Origin of the sequence: Corynebacterium sp. AOP40-4SA-5 (genome assembly GCF_052377355.1) — a bacterium.
GTDB lineage: Bacteria > Actinomycetota > Actinomycetes > Mycobacteriales > Mycobacteriaceae > Corynebacterium.
This window is the reverse complement of sequence record NZ_JBQSWS010000025.1, coordinates 12,796-36,343: the sequence shown is the minus strand read 5'-3', so window position 1 is coordinate 36,343 and position 23,548 is coordinate 12,796. Positions and strand designations below refer to the sequence as shown.

The 23,548-nt window shown below is 68.7% G+C and carries 28 protein-coding genes; 12 read left to right on the top strand and 16 right to left on the bottom strand.

The genetic code is table 11. From position 1 onward, the window contains the following. The first annotated feature begins 46 nt into the window (after positions 1-46). Genes ACT3S3_RS13170 through ACT3S3_RS13160 form a run of 3 tightly spaced genes read left to right on the top strand, consistent with a single transcriptional unit; the run spans position 47 to position 3,482 of the window. A complete protein-coding gene (locus ACT3S3_RS13170; protein ID WP_301441785.1) occupies positions 47-1,135 on the top strand; it encodes an ABC transporter substrate-binding protein in 1,089 nt (362 codons plus the stop codon). Next, on the top strand, positions 1,132-1,896 hold the full coding sequence (locus tag ACT3S3_RS13165; protein ID WP_301441786.1) for an ABC transporter ATP-binding protein: 765 nt from the start codon (positions 1,132-1,134) through the stop codon (positions 1,894-1,896). Before ACT3S3_RS13170 ends, ACT3S3_RS13165 begins: the two co-directional genes overlap by 4 nt. 38 nt (positions 1,897-1,934) lie before the next feature. Further along, positions 1,935-3,482, top strand: a complete 1,548-nt coding sequence (locus tag ACT3S3_RS13160; protein WP_301441787.1) for an ABC transporter permease — start codon at positions 1,935-1,937, stop codon at positions 3,480-3,482. 13 nt (positions 3,483-3,495) lie between these two features. On the opposite strand, the gene ACT3S3_RS13155 is transcribed toward ACT3S3_RS13160, so the two are convergent. Further along, positions 3,496-4,476 carry a nucleoside hydrolase gene (locus ACT3S3_RS13155; RefSeq protein ID WP_301441788.1) on the bottom strand — a complete coding sequence of 327 codons (981 nt, stop codon included), beginning with the start codon at positions 4,474-4,476 and terminating at the stop codon, positions 3,496-3,498. Positions 4,477-4,531: 55 nt separating this feature from the next. On the opposite strand from ACT3S3_RS13155, the gene ACT3S3_RS13150 reads away from it, so the two are divergent. From ACT3S3_RS13150 to ACT3S3_RS13140, 3 genes are all read left to right on the top strand, one after another. Beyond that, complete coding sequence (locus ACT3S3_RS13150; protein WP_301441789.1) at positions 4,532-5,059, top strand: nucleoside 2-deoxyribosyltransferase; 528 nt, start codon at positions 4,532-4,534, stop codon at positions 5,057-5,059. Continuing rightward, positions 5,056-5,541, top strand: coding sequence for a hypothetical protein (locus ACT3S3_RS13145; RefSeq protein ID WP_301441790.1), 486 nt, complete (start codon positions 5,056-5,058; stop codon positions 5,539-5,541). Before ACT3S3_RS13150 ends, ACT3S3_RS13145 begins: the two co-directional genes overlap by 4 nt. A gap of 167 nt (positions 5,542-5,708) precedes the next feature. Continuing rightward, positions 5,709-6,896, top strand: coding sequence for an MFS transporter (locus ACT3S3_RS13140; RefSeq protein ID WP_301441791.1), 1,188 nt, complete (start codon positions 5,709-5,711; stop codon positions 6,894-6,896). Here the strand turns inward: ACT3S3_RS13140 and ACT3S3_RS13135 are convergent. From ACT3S3_RS13135 to ACT3S3_RS13100, 8 genes are all read right to left on the bottom strand, one after another. Beyond that, positions 6,878-7,492 (bottom strand): response regulator transcription factor, encoded by a 615-nt coding sequence (locus tag ACT3S3_RS13135; protein WP_301441792.1) that lies wholly within the window; start codon positions 7,490-7,492, stop codon positions 6,878-6,880. The two genes, ACT3S3_RS13140 and ACT3S3_RS13135, sit on opposite strands and share 19 nt — an antisense overlap. After that, entirely contained in the window at positions 7,489-8,556 is a 1,068-nt protein-coding gene (locus tag ACT3S3_RS13130) for a sensor histidine kinase (protein WP_301441793.1), read from the bottom strand. The genes ACT3S3_RS13135 and ACT3S3_RS13130 overlap by 4 nt, the downstream gene beginning before the upstream one ends. Continuing rightward, positions 8,553-9,317, bottom strand: coding sequence for an ABC transporter permease (locus ACT3S3_RS13125; RefSeq protein WP_301441794.1), 765 nt, complete (start codon positions 9,315-9,317; stop codon positions 8,553-8,555). Before ACT3S3_RS13125 ends, ACT3S3_RS13130 begins: the two co-directional genes overlap by 4 nt. Continuing rightward, positions 9,314-10,156 (bottom strand): ABC transporter ATP-binding protein, encoded by an 843-nt coding sequence (locus ACT3S3_RS13120; protein WP_301441795.1) that lies wholly within the window; start codon positions 10,154-10,156, stop codon positions 9,314-9,316. Before ACT3S3_RS13120 ends, ACT3S3_RS13125 begins: the two co-directional genes overlap by 4 nt. Positions 10,157-10,245: 89 nt before the next feature. Beyond that, entirely contained in the window at positions 10,246-11,022 is a 777-nt protein-coding gene (locus tag ACT3S3_RS13115; protein WP_301441796.1) for an SDR family oxidoreductase, read from the bottom strand. Positions 11,023-11,086: 64 nt separating this feature from the next. Then, positions 11,087-11,749 carry a lipase family alpha/beta hydrolase gene (locus ACT3S3_RS13110; RefSeq protein WP_444626920.1) on the bottom strand — a complete coding sequence of 221 codons (663 nt, stop codon included), beginning with the start codon at positions 11,747-11,749 and terminating at the stop codon, positions 11,087-11,089. Between the two features lie 69 nt (positions 11,750-11,818). After that, entirely contained in the window at positions 11,819-12,115 is a 297-nt protein-coding gene (locus ACT3S3_RS13105) for an esterase/lipase family protein (RefSeq protein WP_444626918.1), read from the bottom strand. A gap of 66 nt (positions 12,116-12,181) precedes the next feature. Beyond that, entirely contained in the window at positions 12,182-13,174 is a 993-nt protein-coding gene (locus ACT3S3_RS13100; RefSeq protein WP_301441798.1) for a glycerophosphodiester phosphodiesterase family protein, read from the bottom strand. A 140-nt stretch (positions 13,175-13,314) separates the two neighbouring features. Between ACT3S3_RS13100 and ACT3S3_RS13095 the strand changes: the two genes are divergently transcribed. Further along, positions 13,315-13,764: a DUF4442 domain-containing protein gene (locus ACT3S3_RS13095; RefSeq protein ID WP_301441799.1), complete on the top strand. Its 450-nt coding sequence runs from the start codon at positions 13,315-13,317 to the stop codon at positions 13,762-13,764. Here ACT3S3_RS13095 and ACT3S3_RS13090 read toward each other — a convergent pair. Continuing rightward, positions 13,761-14,792, bottom strand: coding sequence for a methyltransferase (locus ACT3S3_RS13090; RefSeq protein WP_301441800.1), 1,032 nt, complete (start codon positions 14,790-14,792; stop codon positions 13,761-13,763). The two genes, ACT3S3_RS13095 and ACT3S3_RS13090, sit on opposite strands and share 4 nt — an antisense overlap. 133 nt (positions 14,793-14,925) lie before the next feature. Between ACT3S3_RS13090 and ACT3S3_RS13085 the strand changes: the two genes are divergently transcribed. Beyond that, a complete protein-coding gene (locus ACT3S3_RS13085) occupies positions 14,926-15,795 on the top strand; it encodes a GDSL-type esterase/lipase family protein (RefSeq protein WP_301441801.1) in 870 nt (289 codons plus the stop codon). After that, positions 15,796-16,800 carry a DNA glycosylase AlkZ-like family protein gene (locus ACT3S3_RS13080; protein WP_301441802.1) on the top strand — a complete coding sequence of 335 codons (1,005 nt, stop codon included), beginning with the start codon at positions 15,796-15,798 and terminating at the stop codon, positions 16,798-16,800. On the opposite strand, the gene ACT3S3_RS13075 is transcribed toward ACT3S3_RS13080, so the two are convergent. Next, positions 16,760-17,335 (bottom strand): TetR/AcrR family transcriptional regulator, encoded by a 576-nt coding sequence (locus tag ACT3S3_RS13075; protein WP_301441803.1) that lies wholly within the window; start codon positions 17,333-17,335, stop codon positions 16,760-16,762. The genes ACT3S3_RS13080 and ACT3S3_RS13075 overlap by 41 nt on opposite strands. A 95-nt stretch (positions 17,336-17,430) precedes the next feature. On the opposite strand from ACT3S3_RS13075, the gene ACT3S3_RS13070 reads away from it, so the two are divergent. After that, positions 17,431-18,348: an ABC transporter permease gene (locus ACT3S3_RS13070; protein ID WP_301441804.1), complete on the top strand. Its 918-nt coding sequence runs from the start codon at positions 17,431-17,433 to the stop codon at positions 18,346-18,348. A 19-nt stretch (positions 18,349-18,367) separates the two neighbouring features. On the opposite strand, the gene ACT3S3_RS13065 is transcribed toward ACT3S3_RS13070, so the two are convergent. Next, positions 18,368-18,547, bottom strand: a complete 180-nt coding sequence (locus ACT3S3_RS13065; RefSeq protein WP_301441805.1) for a hypothetical protein — start codon at positions 18,545-18,547, stop codon at positions 18,368-18,370. 114 nt (positions 18,548-18,661) lie between these two features. Continuing rightward, positions 18,662-18,832: a hypothetical protein gene (locus ACT3S3_RS13060; protein ID WP_301441806.1), complete on the bottom strand. Its 171-nt coding sequence runs from the start codon at positions 18,830-18,832 to the stop codon at positions 18,662-18,664. Positions 18,833-18,954: 122 nt separating this feature from the next. On the opposite strand from ACT3S3_RS13060, the gene ACT3S3_RS13055 reads away from it, so the two are divergent. Then, positions 18,955-19,521, top strand: coding sequence for an LGFP repeat-containing protein (locus ACT3S3_RS13055; RefSeq protein ID WP_301441807.1), 567 nt, complete (start codon positions 18,955-18,957; stop codon positions 19,519-19,521). A 176-nt stretch (positions 19,522-19,697) separates the two neighbouring features. Further along, positions 19,698-19,973, top strand: coding sequence for a hypothetical protein (locus ACT3S3_RS13050; protein WP_444626917.1), 276 nt, complete (start codon positions 19,698-19,700; stop codon positions 19,971-19,973). A gap of 455 nt (positions 19,974-20,428) precedes the next feature. On the opposite strand, the gene ACT3S3_RS13045 is transcribed toward ACT3S3_RS13050, so the two are convergent. The 3 genes from ACT3S3_RS13045 to ACT3S3_RS13035 form a co-directional block, all read right to left on the bottom strand. Further along, positions 20,429-20,992, bottom strand: coding sequence for a hypothetical protein (locus ACT3S3_RS13045; protein ID WP_444626916.1), 564 nt, complete (start codon positions 20,990-20,992; stop codon positions 20,429-20,431). Next, positions 20,989-21,276 carry a hypothetical protein gene (locus tag ACT3S3_RS13040; protein ID WP_444626915.1) on the bottom strand — a complete coding sequence of 96 codons (288 nt, stop codon included), beginning with the start codon at positions 21,274-21,276 and terminating at the stop codon, positions 20,989-20,991. Before ACT3S3_RS13040 ends, ACT3S3_RS13045 begins: the two co-directional genes overlap by 4 nt. A 1,892-nt stretch (positions 21,277-23,168) precedes the next feature. Next, the gene (locus tag ACT3S3_RS13035) at positions 23,169-23,420 is read right to left on the bottom strand and encodes a hypothetical protein (RefSeq protein ID WP_444626914.1); all 252 of its coding nucleotides are present in this window, start codon (positions 23,418-23,420) and stop codon (positions 23,169-23,171) included. Positions 23,421-23,548: the final 128 nt, after the last annotated feature.

The window sequence follows — 23,548 nt, the reverse complement described above, 5'->3', positions numbered from 1 at the left end:
TCCCACGCACTGCCGTCGACACCACCGCACCGTAGAGTTGACGCCCATGACGTTCAGCCTGACACCACCGGGCGCCGCCCGGCACACCTCCAGACGCCGCGGCGCCGGGACGGTCCTCACCGCCCTGCTCACCGTCACCGCCCTCAGCCTCGGCGGCTGCGCCCTCCGCGGACTCGACGACGACGCCCTGCGCATCCAGCTCGCCTTCGTGAAGAACTCGCAGAACGCCGGGGAGTACATCGCCGACCACGACGGCTACTACGAGGACGCCGGCTTCTCCAAGGTCGACCTCATCGCCGGGCCCACAGCCGTGGAGCAGTCCGCCGCCACCGGCCACGCCACCGTCGCCGGCTCCATGGCCCTGGGCACCGCCAACGCCATCGCCGAAGAGGGCATGCCGATCACCATCATCGGGGCGATCTACAGCGTCAACGCCTTCACCATCCTCTCCATGGACGGCCCCGACGCCATCCGCACCCCCGCCGACCTGGAGGGCGCCCGCATCGCCGTCACCCCGGGCACCGCACAATCGATGGTGGAGGGCCTGGCCCGGGCCAACGACGTCGACCCGTCCACCATCACCTTCGTCCCCGCCGGGGAGACCGCCGTACTCACCAGCGGCGAGGTCGACGGCTTCCACGGACTCGCCGCGAACCAGCTCATCGACCTGCAGCGCGCCGGCCACGACGTGGTCTCCCTGCCGCTGGCCTACCACGGGATGCCCTTCGCCGGGGCGTCCTACGCGGTGTCGCGGGAGAGCATCGAGGACAACCGGGAGAACCTCAAGGACTTCCTCGTCGCCTCGATCCGCGGCTGGCGCGACGCCGTCACCGACCCGGCGCGCGGGGCGGAGCTGTCCACGGACGTCTACGGTGCGGACCTCGGCCTCGACCCGGAGAAGGAGCTGCTGCAGGCGGAGGCGCAGACGGAGTACATCGTCAACGACCACACCCTGCCGAACCAGCTCTTCCGGCTCACCGACGAGGCGATGGACGAGAATGTGGCGGCGCTGCGTCTCGCCGGCATCGACGTCTCCCGCGAGGAACTCTTCGACATGAGCCTGCTCGACGAGGTCTACGAAGAGCACCCCGAACTGGCCGAACCCCTCCCCACCGACACGAAGGACGCACCATGAGCACCGGCACCGGTATCCGCCTCGACGACCTCACCAAGACCTTCCCCGGTGGCGTGACCGCCCTGGACCACGTGAGCCTGGACGTCCCGCGCGGCAGTTTCCTGGCGCTCGTCGGCCCGTCGGGCTGCGGCAAGTCCACGGTCCTGCGCATCCTGGCGGGTCTGGAGGAACCCACCGCCGGCACCGCGACGGTGCACGACCTCACGCCGAAGGAGCTGCGTAGCCGCCACGAGCTCGGCATCGCCTTCCAGGACGCCGCGCTGCTGCCGTGGCGTTCGGTGGAATCGAACATCCGCCTGCCGCGGGAGATCGCCCGCAACCCCCTGCCGGACGACACCCTCGCCGAGCTGGTGAAGCTCGTGCGCCTGGAGGGGTTCGAGGGGGCGAAGCCCGGGCAGCTGTCCGGCGGCATGCGCCAGCGTGTCTCCATCGCGCGTGCCCTGGCCGCCGACCCGTCCGTCCTGCTGCTGGACGAGCCCTTCGGTGCGCTGGACGACATGACGCGCCAGCGGATGAACCTGGAGCTGCAGCGCATCTGGACGGAGAACCCGTCCACTACGCTGCTGGTCACCCACGGCATCTCCGAGGCGGTGTTCCTGGCGGACTCCATCGCGGTGATGAGTGCTCGGCCCGGCGCGGTGCGCGAGGTCGTGGAGGTCGACCTGCCGCGTCCGCGCACCCCGGAGATGATGCGTACCCCGGAGTTCCACGCCATCGTCGACCACGTGTCCGACCTGCTGTTCTCCTTCGAGGACGCCTGATGTCGCGGCAGGCGAGACGAACGCTGTCTGTGCTGTCCGTGCCCGCCGTGCTCCTCGGCGCGCTCGCACTGTGGTGGCTGCTGGCCGCCACGGTGCTGCGCCCCCTGGGCACGATCCCCACCCCCGGCGACATCGTGGCCCGCATCGCCGACGACGGCCTGAACTTCTACTGGGTCAACCTGAAGGTCACCGCCATGGAGGCCGGGCAGGGCTACCTGCTGGGCGTGGGCCTGGCGGTGGCGGTGTCGGTGCTGGCCCTGCTGGTGCCGCGGCTGCGCGGCATCGTGATGCAGGTCGCGGTGATCACCTACTCGCTGCCGATCATCGCCGTCGGCCCGGTCATCTACCTCATGGTCGGTGCGCCGTCGAGCGGTGACCCGTCGGCGACGGCGGTGCTGCTGTCGGCGTTGGCGATCTTCTTCACCACCGTCGTCGGCACGTTGCTGGGGCTGGACGCCGCGGACCGTCGCTCCCTGGACCTGGTGGACGTCTACGGCGGTTCTCGCTGGACACGGCTGGTGAAGGTGCAGCTCATCGCGGCGGTTCCGTCGTTCCTCACGGCGCTGAAGGTCGCCGCGCCGATCTCGGTGCTCGGCGCGATCCTCGGCGAGTACGTCGGCGGGGTGGACCGTGGTCTGGGTCCGGCGTTGCTGAACGCCCAGCAGTCGTCGGACGTCTCACGCACGTGGGCGTTGGCGTTGGCCGCCGCCGTGCTGGCCGGCGCGTGGTTCGCGGTGATGGCCCTGCTGGCCCGGCTGGTCACCACGTTGGGCTGGGGGTCGGCGGAGGTGTCGACGGCCGCCCCGGAGCGTGGCCGGCGCTCCCCCACCGCCGTCGCGGTGGAGGTCGTGGTCTCCCTGGTGGTCATCGTGGTGGTGTGGACGCTGGGCCTGCGGCTCCTCGGCATCTCCCCCTTCGTGGGACGCACCCCGGCGCAGGTCGTCTCCTACCTGGCCGACAACACGGACGGCACGAACCACCTCGTCACCCTGCTGCCGGACCTGTGGCGCACGCTGCTCGACACGGCGACGGGTTTCGTGCTGGGCCTCGTCGCCGCGGTCCTGGTGGCCTCGCTGTTCCTGGTGGCACCCACCCTGGAGCGTGCGCTGATGCCCCTGGCGTTGTTCTTCCAGTCGGTGCCGTTGGTGGCGATCGCCCCGGTGCTGATCATCGTCATCGGCCGTGGGCAGCTCACGGTGGCGGTGATGGGCGCGATCATCGTTTTCTTCCCCGCCCTGGTCAACATCGGTTCGGCGTTGAAGAACGTGCCGCCGGCGTTGGTGGACCTGGTGCGCACCTACGGTGCCGGACGTACCCGCGAGCTGGTCACGGTACGGGTGCCGGCGTGCCTGCCGGCGATCTTCGCCGCGGTGCGCATCGCGATCCCCGGCGCGCTGTCGGGTGCGTTGCTGGCGGAGTGGCTGGCCACCGGTGTGGGCATCGGCAACACGGTGATCACCGCGGTGGGCAGTGCGGACACCGACGTGGTGTGGGCGTCGGTGACGGTGGTGACGGTCAGCGCGCTGGTGCTCTACGGGCTCGCCTCGCTGCTGGAGGGTGCGGCCCGCCGACGCTGGGGCGTGTGAGCGAACCGCCGCGTCACATCTCCAGCAACCGGGTGCGCAGCAGGTCGGCGAAACCGTCGGCGCAGCGCATCACGACGCGCACGGTCGCGCCGTCGACGTCCACGTCGTGGCGTCCTGCCGCGGGGCGCTGGTGCCGCAGGTCGCAGACGGTCTGCCCACGCCCCGGCCCGTCGGTGGTGTCGACGACGACGGGCACCTTCGGCGCGCGCAGCAGCTCCACCTCGCCGAGGGCGACGGCCGCGGCCAACGGGTCGTGCAGCGCACAGCACCGACGCCCGTAGATGTCGCGGTAGAAGTCGGAGTAGTAGTCCAGCATCTCCCCCACCGCGGCGACGAAGGGCACGTCGGACGCCTGCAGCGCGGCGATGTCGGACGCCTCGAAGGTGTTCTCCATCGTGGTGTCCAGCGGCACCAGGGTGACCTGCCACCCGGCGGTGACGACCACCTGGGCGGCCTCCGGGTCGTGCCCGATGTTCGCCTCGGTCACCGGGCCGATGTTGCCGGCGACCATCGCCGCACCACCCATCACCGTGACGTGGGCGACGCGGTCGACCAGCGTGGGGTCGCGCTCCAGTGCCACGGCGAGGTTCGTCAGCGGCCCGATCGCCAGCACGTGCAGGCGTCCGGCGTGGCGGTGCGACAGGTCGATCAGCAGGTCGGCGGCGTCCTGCGTGGCGGCGTCCTGCTCTCTGACCGGCGGCAGCAGCCGCTCGCGCACCTCCCCCACCCCGTCGGTGCCGTGCACCTCCACCGCGCCGCCGGCGAAGGCGCCGACCAACGGGTCGGACGCACCGGTCGCGACGGGCACGTCGCGTCCTGCCAGGGCAAGCAGGCGGCGGGTGTTCTCGGCACCACCGGCGGCGCTGACGTTGCCGTGCACCGTCCCCACGCCGACCAGGTCAACCAGGTCGGTGGGGCCGGTGAGCAGGTAGCCCAGGGCGAGGGCGTCGTCGATGCCGGTGTCACAGTCCAGGTACACGGGGTTCGCGATCATCGGGCCAGTGTAGCTACCATCGGCGGGCCGGAGGACACCGAACACAGGAGGACAGTTGAGCACGCAGGAGTACAGGGTCTACCTGGCGGGACCGGAGGTGTTCCTGCCGGACGCCGCCGACGTGGTCGCGCGCATGCAGCAGGTCTGCCGCGACAACGGGCTGACGCCCGTCGCCCCGCTGGACGCCGGACTGGACGAAACTGCAGCACCGGCAGAACCGGACGCGACGTGGATCTTCGACAAGAACGTCACCAAGATCCGTGGCGCCGACGCGGTCATCGCCAACGTCAACCACTTCCGCGGCGCCGAACCGGACTCCGGCACCTGCTTCGAGCTGGGGTTCGCCCACGCCCTGGGCAAGAAGCTGTACGTCTACTCCGAGGGGGCGACCACCGTGGAACGGGTGGAGCGCTTCCACGGTCCGGTCACGCCCGGCGAGCGCCCCACCGACCCGGAGGGCCGCTTCGTGGAGGACTTCGGCTTCGCGGTGAACCTGATGATGGCGGTGCCCGCCACGAACGTCGCCGGCAGCTTCGCCGACGCCGTGCGCGCCGTCGCCGCCGACCTGCGCGGAGATGCATGAGGTCTCCGCGCACCACCGCCGTCGGCGTGCTGGCCGTCCTGGTCACGCTGCCCCTCACCGCCTGCGGCGGGGACGGCGGGCCAGCCACCGAGTCGACCACTGAAGCCGCCACCGGGGCAAGTGCCCTCTCTGTCGAGGCCTCCGGCCGCGGCCCGATCGCCCTGTCCGCCTCCGACGGCGGCGCAGACGGCGCAGAGGGCACAGCGGAGAGCATCGACGGCCGTCTCGTCACCGGGCAGGGCTCCTGCTTCGCGATCGTCGACGGGTCCACCGACGAGGCTCCACGGCCGGTGGTCTTCCCCGCCGGGACGGAGTCGGTGACCGAGCAGGGCCGCCCGTCGGTCACCCCACCGGGGCAGGACACCGTCTACGTCGGCGAACCGATCAGCGTCGAGGCGGTGCCGGTGCAGCTCGAGGACCTGGACGGCCTTCCCGAGCAGTGTGCCACGGGCGGTTCCACGACCGGCCTCGTCGTGCAGTGAGCCGCTCCGTGAGGCCCTGATCCCCCATCGGACGTGTCACTGATGAAATCGTCTGACCTGCATTGGCCTCACCTACTGTACCTTTCTGCGCTGTTCTACTGGACCTTTCTGCGTCAGAAACAGCCCGGTATCCATAAGCCCGCGAAGCGCATGCCACAATGTGACTCATGACACTGCCACCCTGGGTCCGCATCGCCCTGGGCATGTTCGCCGTCTCCTACGGCGCGAACCTCTTCGCCCCGCTGCTGCCGGTGATGCGCGACGTCCACGGTCTCGCGCAGGCACCGGTGAACCTCATCCTCGCCGTCTACGTCCTCGGCCTGATCCCCGCACTCATGGTCGGCGGCCCGCTGTCGGACCGTCGTGGACGCCGCGCCGTGGTGCGTCCCGCGCTGCTGTTCTCCGTGGCGGGCACGCTCGTCACCCTCGCCGCGCACCTCGCCGTTGACGCCACTGACGCCACTGCTGCCGCCGGCCCCGTCCTGCTCAGCGCGGGACGCATGCTCACCGGCGTGGCGGTGGGCCTGGTCCTCGCCGCCGGGGCGTCGTGGCTCAAGGAGGTCACGCCGGATGCAGACGGTACCGACGGGGCCGCCGCCCGGCGCGCCACCGCCGCCACGTCCGCCGGTTTCGGGGTCGGCCCGCTGGTCAGCGGCCCGGTCGCCGAGTGGTTGCCGGGGCCGGACACCACCCCGCTGATCCTGCACCTGGTCATGGCGCTGGTCGTCACCCCGCTGGTGTGGGTGACCCCGGAGGCCGGCCGACGCTCGGACTCCCGGCTGCGTGTCCCGCCCTCGGCGCGCTCACCGCGGTTCCTGTTCACGGTGGCACTGTGGGCGCCGTGGGCGTTCGGCCTGGCCACGACGTCCTTCGCCGTGCTGCCCCCGCTGGTCACCGCACAGGTGTCGGCACCGGTCGCCTACACCGGGCTCATCGCCGGGGTCACCATGCTGACCGGCACGTTCGTGCAGCCGTGGGCGGGGCGGCTGCCGGTGCACACGCGGGTGACCCCGCCGATGTACGCGCTGGGCACCGCCGGGCTGGGCATGGTCGCCTCGATCGTGGTGGTGACCACCCAGGCGGTGTGGTTCCTGGTGCCCACCGCGGTGGTGCTGGGCACGGCCTACGGCATCATGATGGTCTCCGGGCTGCGCGAGGTGCAGCGCATCGCCGGGCCCGGGGAGCTCGGCTCGCTCACCGCGGTCTTCTACGCCCTGACGTACCTGGGCTTCTTCATGCCGTTCGTGGTCTCGTTGATCGCCCCGACGGTGGGTTACGTGCCGGTGTTCTGCGTCGGCGCGGCGGTCTGCGCGGTGTCGGTGCTCGTCACCGCACGTCACAGCCACCCGTTCTGATCGGCCACGCCCACCGCCTCGAAGCGGTTGGACGTCCCGGTCTTGCCGATCACCGAGGACAGGTGGTTGCGTACCGTGCCCTGCGACAGGTGCAGTTGGGCGGCGATCTGCCGGACGCCCGCCCCGGAGCGCGCCGCGCGGCACACCTCGACCTCGCGCGCGGTCAGCGGTGAGTCCGGGGTGAACAGGGACTCCTCCGCCAGTGCGGGGTCGACCACGCGCAGCCCGCGGTGCACCCGACGCACCGTCTCGGCCAGCTGGGACGCCGGGGTGTCCTTCACCACGAAGCCGGTGGCACCGGCGGCGAGCGCGGCGCGCAGGTAGCCGGGGCGTCCGAACGTCGTCACGATCACCGAACGGCAGGACGTGCCGGACGCCGCCAGCGCCTGTAATTCCTCCGCCGCCTCGATGCCGGTCATGCCGGGCATCTCGATGTCGAGCAGGGCGACGTCGACGCGGTGCTCCCGCACGGCGTCGACCACCTCGTCGCCGCGTCCGACCTCGGCGACGACGTCGATGTCGCGTTCGGTGGCGAGCAGCGCGGCGAGGGCACCGCGCACCAGGTCCTGGTCGTCGGCGACAAGTACCCGGATCATTGTTGACCTGCCATTCTCACCAGCACGGTGGTGCCGGCGGTGCCGTCCACTGTCAGCGTGCCGCCGGCATCGGCGACGCGGCGACCCAGCCCGGTCAGCCCGTTGCCCCACCGGGCCGCGTCCGTCCCGCCGACACCGTCGTCGCTGACCTGCACCCGGTCGGCGCTCATCGTCACCTCGCACGTACGCGCCCGCGAATGACGCACCACGTTCGTCACCGCCTCACGCACCACCCACGAGTACAGGTGGGCGTTCACCCCGGCCACCGACACGTCGTGGGGCAGGACGGCGCGGATGCCCGCGGTGCCCAGCGCCCGGCGCGCGGCCTCCACCTCGCCGGCGAGGTCGGGCGAGCGCATCCGCGTCACCGTGGAGCGCACCTCGGCCAGGGCCGTGCGGGAGATCCGGGTGATCTGCTCGAGCTCGTCCTTCGCCGCCGCCGGGTCGGTGTCGACGAGGCGTCCGGCGAGCTCGGACTTCAGGGTCACCACGGTCAGGGAGTGGCCGAGCAGGTCGTGGACGTCCACGGCGATGGACTCGCGCTGCCGCGAGATCTCCAGGTCGTGCTCGAGCTCCGCGCGTTCCTCGTAGCGGCGGGTCACCAGTGCCACGGCGTAGACCATCGCCGGGGAGACCAGCGTGCCGCCCAGCACCCCGGGCATCGCCGCCGGTTCCAGCAGCCACACCAGCGCCGTCGACACGACCACCAGCACCACGGTGGCCGGCAGGCTGAACCGTACCGGCAGCGGGAAGGACAGCACCGCCACGAAGAAGGGGACGAGGAAGGTCGCCAACGCGCCGACGACCACGGCGGTCACCACCGCCACGACGGCGAGCAGGGAGAACCAGAACAGGTAGCGCCGCATCATCGACATCCCGCCCGGCCAGTGGTCGACCAGGCCGAAGGCGGTGGCGTACACCGTGCCGAAGAGTACGAACAGGGCGACCCCGGCCACCGTGCGTGGCGTGAACCCCTCGGTGACGACCAGCACCACCGCGGGGACCACGAGCACGACCAGCCAGATGGACGCCATCAGGCTGGAGGCACCGTCGAAGTTCTTCATCGCCGTCCCTTCTCCCGGGAGTGCAGGGCCAGGACCACGGCGACGAGGACCGCCGTCCAGACCAGGAAGTTCACCACCGCCCACCATAGCGGGTCGTGCACGAGCCACGGTTCGTACGAGACGGACTGGTAGCCCTCGCTCAGCGGCCACCTGGCCAGCGACACCGCCCCGTACATCGGGCTGAAGCGTCCCACGGTCATCATCGTCTCCGGCAGGGGCATGAACAGGTTGCCGAGGAACGCGAGCACCACCACGCTGGTCCCGGCGATGCTCACCGAGGTCTCCGTGGGCCAGGCCTGCGACCAGGCCATGCCGTAGAAACCGAAGGGAACCGCGCCGACGACGCACAGCAGGAAGGACGCCGCCCACGCCGCAGCCGGCATCGACGCGCCGGTCACCGCACCGACGGTGAACACGGCGGCGACGGGCAGCACCGCGCGGATGGTGATGCCCAGCAGACGCGACGCCACCAGCTGCGCGTGGGTCAGCGGGGTGAGCGCGAGCTGGCGTCCCCAGCCGGTGGTGCTCTCGACCACGACCTGCCCGGCGGCGGCGACCGCGCCGGTCACGCCGGCGTAGAGCGCCATGCCGATCATGATGTACGCCGAGACGTCGCCTCGGCCCACGGACTCGTCGCCGAACCCCATCGCCTGGCCGAAGACCAGGTAGAACACCACGGGCAGGCCCATGGAGAAGAAGAGCATCGCGCCGTCGCGGGAGAGCCGACGCAGGTCGTGCAGGGCGAAACGTAGCGTGGTCATCGCGCACCCCCGGTCAGCCGGATGAACGTGTCCTCCAGCGTCCGCCCGCTGATACGCAGGTTGGACGCGCCGCGGGAGAGCAGGTCGCGCGCCAGCGCGTCCGACTCCCCGGTGGTCACCGAGTGGTGGCCGTCCAGGTCGTACTCCACGACGACGTCCCCGCCGCCGCGCAGCTCCTCGGTGGTGCCGTCGGCGACGACGGCACCACCGTCGAGCAGGACGATCCGTGCGGCGACGTCCTGCGCCTCCTGCAGGTAGTGCGTGGCGAAGACGACGGTGACCCCGCGGGCGGACTGCACGCGCATGTCCTCCCAGAAGTCGTGGCGGCTGGCGGGGTCCATGCCCGCGGTCGGCTCGTCGAGGATGAGCAGCCGTGGGTCGCCGAGCAGGGCGAGGGCGAAGCGCAGGCGTTGCTGTTCACCGCCGGAGCAGCGTCCCACACGGCGTTTCCTCATGTCGGTCAGCCGGGCGTGCTCCAGCACCTCGGCGACGGGACGCGGACGGTGCATCGTGGCGGCGATCATCGCCACCGTGCCCTCCACGGTCATGTCGGGCAGCAGCCCGCCGGTCTGCATCACCGCCCCGACGCATTGGCCGGTGATCGCGGCACGCGGTGTGCCGCCGAGCACGTTGACCGTGCCGGCGGTGGGTTTCGTGAGGCCGAGGACCAGGTCGATCAGGGTGGTCTTGCCCGCGCCGTTGCGGCCGAGCAGGGCCACGATCTCCCCGCTGGTGACGGTCAGGCTGACGTCCTGCAAGGCACTGACGCCGCCGCGGAAGGACTTGTGCAGCCCCTGTGCGTTGATGGCCGTGTGTGTTGTGGTGGCTGTGTTCTCCATGCCCCCAACACAACCGCGCCCCGGACCCGAAGGCCCGGGGCAACGGTCACGACGTGACCATGACAGTTGTCATGTGTCCGACCCGGTGATCAGCCGGCGATGATCTTGTTGAACTCGCGGGCGACCGGGGCCGGGGAGAACCGGGCGGCCAGACGCAGGGCCAGGTCGGGGAAGGACACCGAGTAGTCCTGGCGCTGACGCTCCAGCCAGTTCTTCGGGTGCACGGACTTCCACACGGCGTCGGCGACGTCCTCGGTCTTGATGCGCACACCGAGACGCTTGGTCGAGGCGGCCTCGACGTCGGCGAGCTTGGTCTTGACCCACAGCGGCATGATGTTGACCACGCGGATCTTGTCCTTGCGCCACTCCAGGCTCATCGCCTGGGTGAAACCGTGCACGTAGAACTTCGAGGCGGAGTACGGGGTGATGTGCGGCTGACCGTAGATGCCGGACGCCGACCCCATCGACACCATGTGCGAGCCCTTGGTGTTCTTGAGGTACTGGTGGGCGGCACGCGCGCCGAAGGTGATGCCGGTGCAGTTGATCTCGATCTGCTTGGCGATCAGGCCGGGGGCCTGGTCGGCGACGTCGTGGTCGCCGATGATGCCGGCGTTGTTGTCGAGGACGTCGAGACGGCCACCGGTGTGCGAGGTGAAGTCGGCCAGGGCCTCCTCCCACGACTCGTAGTCGGTGACGTCCAGACGGCCGGTGATGATGTCGGGGAACTGCTCCTTGAGCAGCTCGAGGCCCTGCTCGTCGATGTCGTAGGCGCCGACGGTCCAGCCTGCGTCGCGGAACTTCAGTGCGACCTCGCGACCGATTCCGGCGGCGCCGCCGGAGATGAAGATGCTCTTCGTGTTGTTCATAGGGCGCAATCTATCAGGGGTCCAACATAGATACATCACAATCCGAAAAATAAGCTTTCCCCCACTACAGTGGGCGGGTGTTCTCCGACAGCCAGCCGAAGGGCCCGGTGAGGCCTTCGGTGATCTCCGTGGTGCCGGCACCCATGATCGGCGAGTTCGGTGTGCAGCGCTTCTCCGGGACGCTGCCGGGGTCCAGGGCGTCACGCACGATGTCGACGACCCGCGGCGAGTAGGACATGGAGACGTGGTCCGAATGGTCCTGCTCGCACCCGTCCTGCACGGTGACGTTGGTGACGCTCGCACCCTCACCGGCGGTGAGGAACGTCGAGTCGTAGGGCGTGGTGACCTCGTCGTACTTCGTACCGACCGCGGTGTAGTCCACGCCGGGCACGGTGTCGCCCGCGGCGTTGAGCCGCTCGAGCAGCGGTGAGCCGTACTGCTGCTGGGTGCCGCCCTCGCCGATCACGTAGTCCAGCGCGGGGTCGAGGTCCAGGCCGAGGCCACCGATGAACCGGTTGAGGTTCGCGATACCGGACAGGGTGGTGCCGTGGTTCGTGGCACCGAGGGTCACGGCCCTGTCCACCTTGTCCGCCCCACCGTTGAAGGTGAGGTACTGGCGTGCCAGCAGCCCGCCCTGGGAGTGCCCGACGAGGTCGACCTCCTCGCTGCCGGTGGCCTCGAGGACGCGGTCGACGAACTCGCCGACCTCGGTGGCGGACTCGGCGATGTCGCCGGTGGCGAAGGTGTTCGGCAGGACGGTGCCGACGCCGCCCTTGTCCTGGATCTCCGCGCGCCCCTAGTTCGGGGCGAAGACGCAGTACCCGTCGTCGGCGAGTGCCGGCGCCAGTGCGGACCAGCTGTCGTAGGCGTTCTCCCACGTCCCGTGGATCAGGACGACCGGGTTGCGGTCACTGGTGCAGTCCCAGTCGTTGGCCCCGGCCGGGGAGCGCAGCGGGTCGTGGAAGCTCTGCACGAAGGCGTCGACGAAGTTGGACGGGGCGGCGGGCTCAGCTGGCGCAGTGGAGACGGTCACGGCCGCGACGGTGGCCACCGTCGCCACGGCGACGGCGCCTTTGGTTTTGAAACGTAACATGATCCAGAACCGTACCGGATCCTGTTCGCCCGCAAACATGGATCGGTGTGGTTCGAGGCAGTTTCGTCACCGGTAGGCGACGCCCCGCTCCTGCAGGATGTCGCGCAGGCGCGTGGGGTAGTCGGTGATCACGCCGTCGGCGCCGGCGTCGACGTACTCCTCCATGTCCGCGGCCTCGTTGATGGTCCAGGGCACCACGCGCAGGCCCGCGTCGTGCGCCCGGGTGATGAAGGACGCCGCGTCGACGTCCTCGTAGGCGGGGCTGAGCACCTCGACGCCGAGCCGCTGCGCGGCGGCGACGACGTCCCCGTCGCCGTAGTCCACCGGGCCGAGGTACGGCGAGTCCGGCACCCACGTCGTCGCGTCGAACAGGGCGATGAGCGGGACCTGCGGTGCGCGCTCGCGCACCAGCGGCAGGCTGGACCAGTCGAAGGACTGCACGGCGATGCGGTCGGTGGTCCCGGCGTCCTGCGCGGCGTCGAGGATCGCGTCCACGTACTCCTGCGCCGGGGCGGAACGTTCCGGCTGCTCCGCCTCGATCTTGGTCTCGATGTTGAAGTGGACCTGCGGGTCGCGCGCGGCGAGGTCGAAGACGTCGGTGAGGGAGAGGATGCGGTTGTCGTCGGCGTGGACGGCGTCGGGGTAGTCCTCCAGCGGCAGGTTGCAGTTGAGGGTCTGCAGCTGCTCAAAGGTGAGGTCGTGGACGTCCTCGCCGACGTGCTCGCCGGTGCACTTGTCGGCCTGGATGGAGGCGTCGTGCCAGACGACGGGGACGCCGTCGGCGGACAGGTGGACGTCCAGCTCGAGGGTGGTCACGCCCCGGTCGAGGGCGTGGTCGAAGGCGGCGACCGACTCCTCGGTGTACTCGCCGCGTCCGCCGCGGTGGGCCTGCAGGTCGAAGGTGGACGGCAGGTTGTCCGCCGGGGAGGACACCGCCGGCGGCACCGGCGGCAGGCCGAGGCTGCCGGTCACCGAGGCGGCGGCGGGGGACGCGGCGAGCCCCGCGGCCAGAACGGCGGAGACGGAGACGGCGGCGGCGATGTGAGGGGTGCGGGGCATGGTTCTCCTGGGCTTTTGTCGGGGGCTGTCGTCGGGGGCGATCTGACCGTAACGGCCCGCCGCGCCCGCCGCAGGGGACGTTGCCGAAGGTTCACCGAAACTTAAGCAACCAGTTGCCTATCGTGCTAGACACGGAGAGCATGGACATCAACACCACCCAGCTCCGACGTCTCATGCCCCTGTGGCCGCCCCTGCTCGGTGCCGGGGTGAAGATCCGCGAGTTCGCGCAGGACGGCTCGCGCGTCCTCGTCACCCACCGTCCCAACCGCCTGACCAGGAACATCGTGGGTACCGCCTTCGGCGGCACGATCATGTCGATGACCGACCCCTTCTTCATGCTCGCCTCCATGGCGCGCCTGGGCGGCGGGTTCAACGTGTGGGACGTCGGCGCGGAGGTCTCGTTCCTCAAACCGGGGCGCGGCACCCTCACCGCCGACATGCGCATCGACGACGCCACCTACGAACGCATCCGCGAGGAGACCACCGAGGGGCGCAAGTACCTGCACTGGTTCGAGGTGGACGTCACCGACGAGGCCGGCGACACCGTCGCCACGGTCCGCCGCCAGGTGTACTACCGGCGCAAGCGTTAGGCGCGCAGACGCCACAGCGAGGTGACCTCGCGGCTGCGGGCGACGTGCAGCGGGTCGTCGGCGTCGCGGACCTTCGGGTGGCGTGGGGCTGTGTCCTCCCGCCCGACCACGCGCAGCCCACCGTCGGCGATCCACCCCTCCAGCTGCTCCCGGGTGCGCAGGCCGAGGTGTTCGGCCAGGTCGGAGAGCACCAGCCAGCCCTCCCCGCCGTCGGTGAGGTGCTCGGCGAGCCCGGCGAGGTAGCGGCGCAGGGCGTCCGACCTGTCGTCGTAGATGCCGAGTTCCAGTTCGGAGGTCGGCGTGCCCGGCAGCCACGGCGGGTTGAACACGACGATGTCCGCGCGCTGCCCGGGCAGCCACAGGTCGGCCTCCACGACCTCGGCGGAGACCCCGAGGCGCTCCAGGTTGGCGCGCGCGCAGGTCACGGCACGCGCACTGACGTCCGTCGCCGTCACGCGTGCCCCGTGCCGTGCCAGGACGGCGGCGAGGACGCCGGTGCCGGTGCCGATCTCCAGGACGTCGCGTCCGGACGTCTCGTCGGCGAGCCGGTCGACCAGGCCGACGTACTCGCTGCGCGTCGGCGAGAAGACGCCGTAGTCCGGGTGGACGTGGTCGCCGAGCTCCTCGACCCACACCCCGCGCAGGTGCCACTGCCAGGCGCCGAGGACGCCCTGCAGTTCGGTGAACGGCACGCGCCGCGGGCCGTCCTGCCCGTAGGCGTGCCGGCACGCCTCGCGCACGTCCGGCGCCCGTCGCAGGTCGAGGCTGTAGTCCTCCCCCAGATCGACGAGGACGCGGCCCAGGACGTCCGCCCGCTCGGCGCGTTCGGCGCGCTGGCGCAGGAACAGCGTCGCGGCGTCGGTATCCCCGGTCCGACGCCTCCCGGCCCGCTTCGTCAGCCGCCGGTCGAGTGCCTTGAGCAGCTGGCGGGCGTTGTGGAAGTCGCCCGTCCACAGCAGCGTGCCGCCGGTGCGCAAGTGGCGCAGCGCCCGGTCGGCGGTGGTGGTGTCGTCGGCGATTTCCGTCATACCGCTGATTGTTCCACGGACCCTGCTAGTGTCGGCAGCAAAAGTAACGGCATCTCACAGCGAACCGTTAGAACCAGGCAGACTGTTTCAAGCGCACCCGCGTGCCCGCACGCGTTTCGAGAGGACCAAAGACGTGACGACCCACCGTGCCAAGCCCCGCCGCAACCGACTCTTCCGAGCGACGACCGCGGTGGTCGGCGCACTCGCCGTGGCCCTCGGCCTCGCCACCGCACCCATGGCGACCGCTGCCCCGGCCGGCAACGTGGTGGTCATGGGTGACTCCTACGCGGCGAACCCGGACCAGTACTACAACACCCTGCGCGGCATCGACGGCTTCGTCCCCGACAACTACCCGGTCGGCGGCAACTGCCTGCAGGCGCCGAACAACTGGCCGCGGCTGATGCAGCAGCGCCACGGCCTGGCGGTGACCGACTGGTCCTGCTCCGGGATGACCTCCCACAGCGCCCTGGGCCGCATCGACCGCGCCGTCAACGCCGGCGACATCCACCGCGGCACCCGCACCGTGGTGCTGAACTACGGGATGAACAACTTCGGCCCCGGTGGCACCGACAACGGCGCCAACTTCCTGGACCCGGGCGACGTGCGCAACCGCTACCTCTCGGACGTGCGCGCCGCCGCGGCGAAGGTGCGTTCCGCCGCCCCGGGTGCGCGCATCGTGATGGCCGGGCAGATGGCGATCACCTCCAACGGCATGTTCTGCTTCGCCAACGTGGTCCCGAACTTCCCCGCCGGCCTGCCGATCCCGGTGCTCAGCGACGTGGAGATCTGGCTGCGCGGCAACCAGCAGGAGGCCGCCCGCCAGATCGGCGCGTCCTTCGTGGACCTGAAGACCGAGTCCGCCGGCAACGCGACCTGCTCCCCCGACCAGAACCGGTACGTGGCGGGCATCCTCGACACCACCACCCCGAACTACAACATGATGATCCACCCGTCGCTGAAGGGCTCCACCTTCATCGCCGACCGGATGTCCCGCGCCGTCTAGATGCCCTCGCTGGTCGAGGCCCGGCTGGTCGCGCAGGGGCTGCTCTCCCCCGCGGACTCCGCCGTCGACCTGCTGGAGGCCATGGGCCCGATGCAGGGCCAGGACCTCACCGGCGTGCTGGCGTCGTTGGCGCTGCGACTGCCGAAGAGCACGGACGTGCGCGCCGCCTTCGACGCCGGGGAGGTCGTCCGCGGCTACCCGATGCGTTCCACCGTATTCGCCCTGTCCGCCCGCGACGTCGGCTGGGTCACCGAACTGTGCGCCGGCCAGCAGCGCCGTGAGTCCGCCCGGCGCTGGGAGAAGGAGGGGTTCTCCCGGGCCGAGGTGACCCGCGCACACGACGTCTTCCTGGGCTCCCCGGGCCTCACCCGTGCCGGGCTGGGCGAGCTGTGGGCCCGCCACGGTTTCCCGGACGACCGGGGTTTCCGCTACCTGATGATCCGCGACATGATGCTGCACGGCACCGCCGTCTACGGACCGTTCGACGGCGCCGACCAGCTCATCGTCCCCGCCACGGCGGTGCCGTACACCGCGGACCGCTCCCCCGCCGCCGAGCTGCTGCTGCGCTACCTCACCGGCCACGGCCCGGCGGACCTGCGCGACTTCGCGTGGTGGACGAAGCTTTCCCAGCGGGTGGTGAAGGACGCCTTCGCCGAGATCGCCGGCGAGGTCGAGACCACCGACGGGCTCCACCACCGTCCGGGCCTGTACGACGAACTCGCCGCGGTCTCCCGCCGGGCCCACGGCACCTTCGCACTGCCCGCCTTCGACGAGGTGATGCTGGGGTACCGCGACCGGTTGTCCTTCCTGGCGTCCGACCACCACGAGCAGGTCGCCCCCGGCAACCGTGGGGTGTTCCGCCGGACGGTGGTGCGCGGCGGGAAGTTCATCGCGACCTGGTCGTCCTCGTCGTCTTCCGACGTGGCCCCCTTCCGGGAGCTCAGCGCGACGGCGCGACGCGACGTCAGCCGAGCGCTGCGCGCCTACCCCGCAACCCGTCGATGAAGGTGTCGATCAACCAGTCTGCCTGACCGGGCGCGAAGCGCTCGGCCTTCTCCGGCATGGGGCGTGACACCGCCGCCAGGCCGAGGTGGAAGCGCCACGGCGACAGGTCGTCCTCCACGAAACCGCTGGAGGCGGCGAGGTCGAGGATGGTGCGGTAGGCCGCCAGGAACTCCTCGCGCACGGGCTCGGTCTCGACCCAGACCCGGCCGTCCACCGGGATCACGGCGATGGAGCGTTCTGCCAGCGCGGCGACCTTCAGCGCGGCGATCTCGTGCACGAAGTTGCGCCACCCCTCCGACCCCCCGTCCCAGTCGGCGACATGGCGTTCGATGATGGCCAGGACGCGTCCGGCCATGTCCTCGATGAGCCCGACCATGAGGTCCTCCCGGGTCGGGAAGTGCCGGTAGAGCGTGGCGATGCCCACGTCGGCCCGTGCGGCCACGGTGCGCAGCGGCACCTCGGGCCCGTCCTCGGCGAATAGGTCCCAGGCGGCGGTGAGCAGGGCCGCCCGTTTCTCCCGTGCGTCGGCTCGCATCGGCTCTCCTCTTGCATCTCGGTAACCGGAGGATTACGCTCCACAAAAACGGAGCGCCTTGTTCCATTTATCACGCTACCATGCAGGAGTCCCTCATGAAGACCACGCTCAAGCTCGGCGGCATCATCCTCGGCCTCACGGCCGCGGTCACACTGATGCTGCTCGCCTTCCTCTCCCCGCAGATGCACTCCGGCCCGTACGACATCCCGATCGCCGTCTCCGCGCCCGACGCGGTCGTCAGCCAGCTCGACGAGAAGTTCGAGGTCACCACCTACGACGACCCGTCGGACGCCCGGAACGCCGTCCTCTCCCGCGACGCCGTCGGCGCCGTCACCGTCGCGGCGGACGGCGCGACGGTCTACACCGCCTCCGGCGCGGGCACCCCCTACACGCAGGTGCTCACCGGCGTCGCCGAGGGCATGGACGCCACGGTGGAGGACGTCGCACCGACCACGCAGGACGACCCGAGCGCCGGCGGGCTCAGCGCCCTGGCGCTGCCGCTGGCCTTCGGCGGCATGGTGTCGGCGGCCGTCCTGTCGCTCACCATGAAGAAGCGCTACGGCCTGCGCATCGTCGGATCGATGGTGTTCTCGCTGGCCGCGGGCCTGGCGGTGGGTGCGATCCTGCAGTTCGGTTTCGGCACCTTCGACGGCAACTACTGGGAGACCGCCGGGGTGCTCGCACTCGGCATCGCCGGTACGTCGCTGTTCGTCCTCGGCCTGGAGGCGCTCATCGGGGCCCCCGGCCTGGGCATCGGCGCGGTGCTGACCCTGTTCGTGTCCAACCCGCTGTCCGGCATCGCCACGGGCTGGCAGTGGCTCCCCTCCCCCTGGGGCGCGATCGGCCAGTACCTGCCGATCGGTGCGGCGGGCAACGCGACCCGCTCGGTGGCCTTCTTCGACGGTGCGGGCATCGCCCACTCCGTGTGGGTCCTGCTCGCCTGGGTCGCGATCGGCTGTGCGCTGGTCGGCGCGGCGGCACTCAAGAACCGCCGCACCGTCACCCCCGCCTGATCAGGCGTGCGCCCTCAGGTCAGCTCCCCTGGACGACAGCGGAGCCGGCCCCGCTGAGCTCTGCGGCCGAGGATCCGAGGTCGAGGACGCCGGAGCCGACGGCCAGTGAGCCGTCCCCGGAGAGCACGGTGGAGCCGAGCTCCAGCGCCGAGGAGCCGAAGGCGAAGACCGATTCGATGAGGGTGACGAGAGATTCCATGACGGACCTTTCCGTAGTGTGAGCGTCCTATGACGCGGTGACGGGGTTGACACTAGGCGAACGTTTCCCCAGGAAAGGGATATTGCTGAAAATCGTCCCGCCACCCCCACCTGATCAGTCCTGCGCCTCCAGGACCGAGGAGCCGGCGGTGCTCAGGTCGATCGCCGAGGAGCCGAGCTCCAGGGTGGAGGAGCCGATGCCGATCGGGTTGCCGGTGGCGATCGACGAGCCCAGGCCGACGGTGGAGCTGAGCAGGTTGAGGATGGGTTCGAACAGGGCGTCCATGAGGGGACCTTTCCGTGGGAGGGGTATGACAGCGACAAGCATAGCCGTGCAGGCTTCGTCGCCGTCAGGTAGAAAGGGAAGGTGAACTACACCCCCGATTTGACACGGAAGGCAGTTTCACCATGAAGTCCATTCTCAAACGCACCTTCACCGCCGTCGCCGCAGGCGGCCTCCTCCTCGGAGCGGCGGCGTGCAGCGACGACGATTCCGACAGCGTCTCGGACGCCAGCTCGGCCGCGGAGAGCGGCGCCGCCGAGGCGTCCGACGCCATGGGCGGCTCCGAATCCACCGAGGCGGAGTCCACCGAGTCCGAGAGCGCCGAGGGCTCAGAGGGCTCAGGCGACACCGAGCTCCCCGAGGGCCTGCAGGCCGCCTACGACGAGGCAGGCGGCGAGCAGGGCGAGTGGGGCGCCGTGCAGAACGTGGAGAGCGCCGACGGCGCGACCCTGGCCACGTTCGACAACGGGTGGGCCGTGGAGAACGACAGCGGCGAAGTCACCCCGCTCATCGGCATGATCGGTGAGACCTGGGCGAACGACGGCGGCCTGGAAAACGAGATCGGTCTGCCCACCGCCCCGGAGTCCGGGGACGCGATGCAGGGCTGGACCCAGCAGTTCGAGAACGGCACGATCTCCTGGATGCAGGACGAGGACGGCACCTGGGACGCCGACGTGGAGGGCAACGAGTAACACCTCCCCCACACACGAAGGAACCCGCCGGACGACCGGCGGGTTCCTTGTCTGTGGAGCTATGGGGAATCCACAACAAAAACCCCATCCACGCAGGTCACACCCCATCCCCACCCCTAAACCCCAACGACCTGTTGGGAAAGCATAGGGAAACAGCCCCAGAAAGGGACCACGCCATGAGCACCAACACCGAGACCTACGGCCCGATCATCCTCGACGACTACATGAACATCGACACGCCGAATGAGAACAGCCGCTTGGCCCTCCGCACCACCGACGCTATCAACGATCTGCTGACCCTCGCACACCACGAGCGCACCGGACAGCCCGCCGGCTACCGCGCCCAGGCCGACATGTACGCCGATGCCGCCCAGCACGCCCATGACCTTGCCTACGCACTGGACATCCTTACCAGCCAGGCACACGAAGCGGGCATGAACGCCACCGAGTAGGCATCCTCCACTAGACGCAGAACAGCCCCCGTAGCGGCCATCAGGCTACTCGGGGGCTTCTTCACGTCCCGGGGGAGACAGGCGCTTAGACAGGCGCGCAGACGTCGAGAAGAACTTTGGGGCTGACCCCAAAAAGGCAGGTCAACGATTTGTTCCTGCCCTCCCAGGTAAGAACAGCGGGGCGGGGCCGTCCGACTTCAGACTTCCGTCTAACCCGCTATGCCGCGTACCTCGTCGCGATGAACGGCGACCCCTAAACCCCGCCGCCACGCCACATAAGACACCCCCACCACCGGCACACACAGCTACCACCACGACCACGCACACCACCCCGGGGGGCACCCCAACCTCAGGCCAAGCCCCGCGCCAAGGTCATGACGCCCTAGTATGCGTACGGGATAGAAGGTTTTAATGGCAATCATTGTCATTAAGGTGTGCGCTGCTGTCGGGAGTCGTCACAGTAGGCGCGTACGTATTCCACCGTGCGGTCGCCGGCGGTTGAGCAGTGAAGCTGGGGTGAGGGTTGCTATCGACAGGCCCTTGCCCTCTGTGGGTGATGCTGGCGGGGGAGCATGATCGGTTAAGGGGGTGTCGGTCACGTCCTCCGTGAGATAGATAGTCGCTATCTCCCACGGGTCGACCAGCACTGTCCCGCCGTCCTCTGTCCCGATGATTGCGAGGATTGCCCCGGGTGCCACGACGGTCTCCACGGGCACCCTCAGGCCCTTGTGGGCGGCTGTGAGAGCTGCGTCCCGGTCGGTTGTCCATTCCATCGACATAAACCCGTTCTCCACCTCTTCGCCGGTTGCTGCCCGGTACAGGTGGACTAGGTTCGCCGCTTTCGGTCCAGGAACGGCCTCGCGGAGACGCGCTACCCACCAGTGGGCCGGGATGTCGTGCTCGGGTTCGGGTGCTGCAATCCACGCGGCTACGAGGTCCCGTCCTGTGGGCTGAATGCCCATGTTCCACTTATGGTAGAGGGCTGCTGTGGATTCGTGCATGATGTTTGATTCGCTCATGCTGCCACCTCTATCGGCGTGTCTTCGGTCTGGATAGTCCACCCGTGCGAGGCTGGTAGCGCCGGTTCGACTGGGTCTCCGTCAAGGTCCCACTCTTCGAATGTGGTAATCGTGGAGTCGTAGCCGTGGGCACCGTACTCGGGCATCTGGTCGGAATGCTGGGGTAGCTGCACTGACGGGGCACTCTCGGTCCCGGTGAGGTAGTGAATGAAGTCGTCGATTGTTCCTCCCCACGGGTCGATTATTGGGCTGGTGGGCCGTGGTCGGTTGTGCCAGTCGGTCACGGGCGGGTGGTAGGGGTTTCGGCCGGTTGTAGGTTCGTCCGGGAACGTGATTGGCGCGGGCCACCAGGCAGATATGGGGTTCGCTACTCTCACGTCTGGTCTCGGGTCAACGGCCGGATACGGGTCTTTGTGTGTGTGCATTTAGTGCCTTTCGGTTGTTGAATGTCTGATTGTTGATTTGAGCGTTTGAGAATCCACTTTGGGGTGAGTGGTAGGGTTCGGGGCTTAAGACCGCGAGAGGGGCCAATCAGGGCGATTGCGGTACCGCTGAGCCGGAGAGGTGAACCGGCTAGTTCCGGGTCGGCTTTCTTGACGGCCTTTGCGGTTCCGACGGAGCGGCCGCTGACGTTGAACATCGCGGCGGCTTCGAAGTACTGCAACCAGTCCTGGGCGACCGCAGCCAACTGTCCCTTCGACAGGTGACGACGATGCAGGTTCCCCGACGTGATCCACGCGATGCCTCGGTGCTTCCCCGTGTCAACCTTGTTCCCCAGCGATAAAAAGAAAGAGAGCGGCTACGCCGAGTTGGGACGTGACCGTCCCTACTTAGATTCCTTTAGAGGGACCGTGTAGAAACCGCAGGTCACAGCGTTGCCCTACTTACTATACTAAGTACTCTACTTACTATAGTAAGTACCCCTACTTACTATACTAAGTACCCCGGGAATCGAAACTAGTTCCCATCCCACTTCTTCGGCCTGTATTCCACCCCACCAGGAGCCACCAACTTCGACCCCCGAGACCCCTCTTCAAGTAGCCCGCACGCCACGGCCTTTGACACGTGATGCGTCACGTTACGACTATCGCGCAACCCTAGTAGCTCCACAAGCTCCCCCGGCTTCGGGTCATACCTGCCGTTGCTATCCATCATCGCGTAGCAGTAATGAGCGACACGTAACCAATTCGGCGCGTCCTCATTCCTGGCGATTGTGAGGTGCAGTGACCTGTCGTGCATGGTGAAGTCACGCTTTCGGTTGCCGTTGGCGTAGTACTCAGTCTGATTCGTCATTCTCGATAGCCTTTCCGGCGATAGTGGACAGTTCCCTCAGCTGCTCATCATTGAGCAACATCCTCCGATTCCAGTCTGACGTGCCAACCTCCCATAGCAGCGTCCCGTCCTTCGTCCGGTACCGCTGGACAAACGGTTTCCCCTTCATGCCGCGACCTCCGTCTTCTCGAAACTAAAACCGCGCATGAGACCAACCTCCGCTAATGAGCGGAACGCCGTCGCAACCGCAGACGGGCCACCGGTGATGCCGGACGTGACTTCGACCTCAGACCAGTCGACCACGAGCGTGCCCCCGGCTTTCTGCACAAGATATTCTAGCGCGGATGCTACCCGTACAGCCCTGTCCGACAATCGTGATTCGGCTCGACGGTAACGGACAACATCATTCATCCAGTCAAGCCCAGTCTGTCGATCACGACACACCAGCGTCAGTGGAAAGTCTTCATAAACATGCATTCCGTATCCCCTTTCTAGTCAAGGATCGTTGCGAGTACATCGATCTGCCTTTCGTTGGTTACTGCACTACGCCGGAGAACCGAACCTCGGTACCTGCCGTTTTCCCGTTACTTCCCCAAGCCCACGGAAGGACCGCTACCACCCGGTACCGGCTCCCGTTGGGCAGCTCCACCTCATCGCCGATCTTCACGTCCGGGACCGTTTGCCGAAACAGCATGGTCGGCTCATTAACCGTCGCCTCAATCGGATACGTACCCGTGCCACGCACCGCCGACGTCCCCGGCGTCCAATTCACCATGCCGGGGCCAATCTGGTGGCTTGCTGTCACCGTGCGGTCTCCGTAGCGGTCACGCTCAGTTGTGGAGCGGTACACGGTCGCGTACTCATGCCCTTTCAATAGCCTCATCTTTTTGTTCCTTTTCATCTGTTAGTTCAGGATCATTGCCAGTAGGTCGCTCTGCCGTTCAGCGAAGCGCATTTCGATTCCCGCCACGCACAGGTACGTGTACGTGCGCCCGTGGCTCTCGTCGTGCACCTCGAATACGTCCACCCGGCGCGACTCGCGGTCCCCTCCATTGATTCGCAACGCGACCGGGACCGAGCCTAGGTTTGTTCGTCGGGCTGTGCCGTAGTCGCCGGTGTTCTCGGCGTAGTGCCGCCCATTCTCGTTGTTTCTCATTCGCTGCTCCATTCTGTTCCGGTTTTCGGCCCCTCATCGACCGTCTAACGGACGAAGAGAGCATAGTTAGATAGAGAGTGACCCAAACGGCCCAAAGGCCGCCAGAATCGCTCCCAGGTGGGATTACG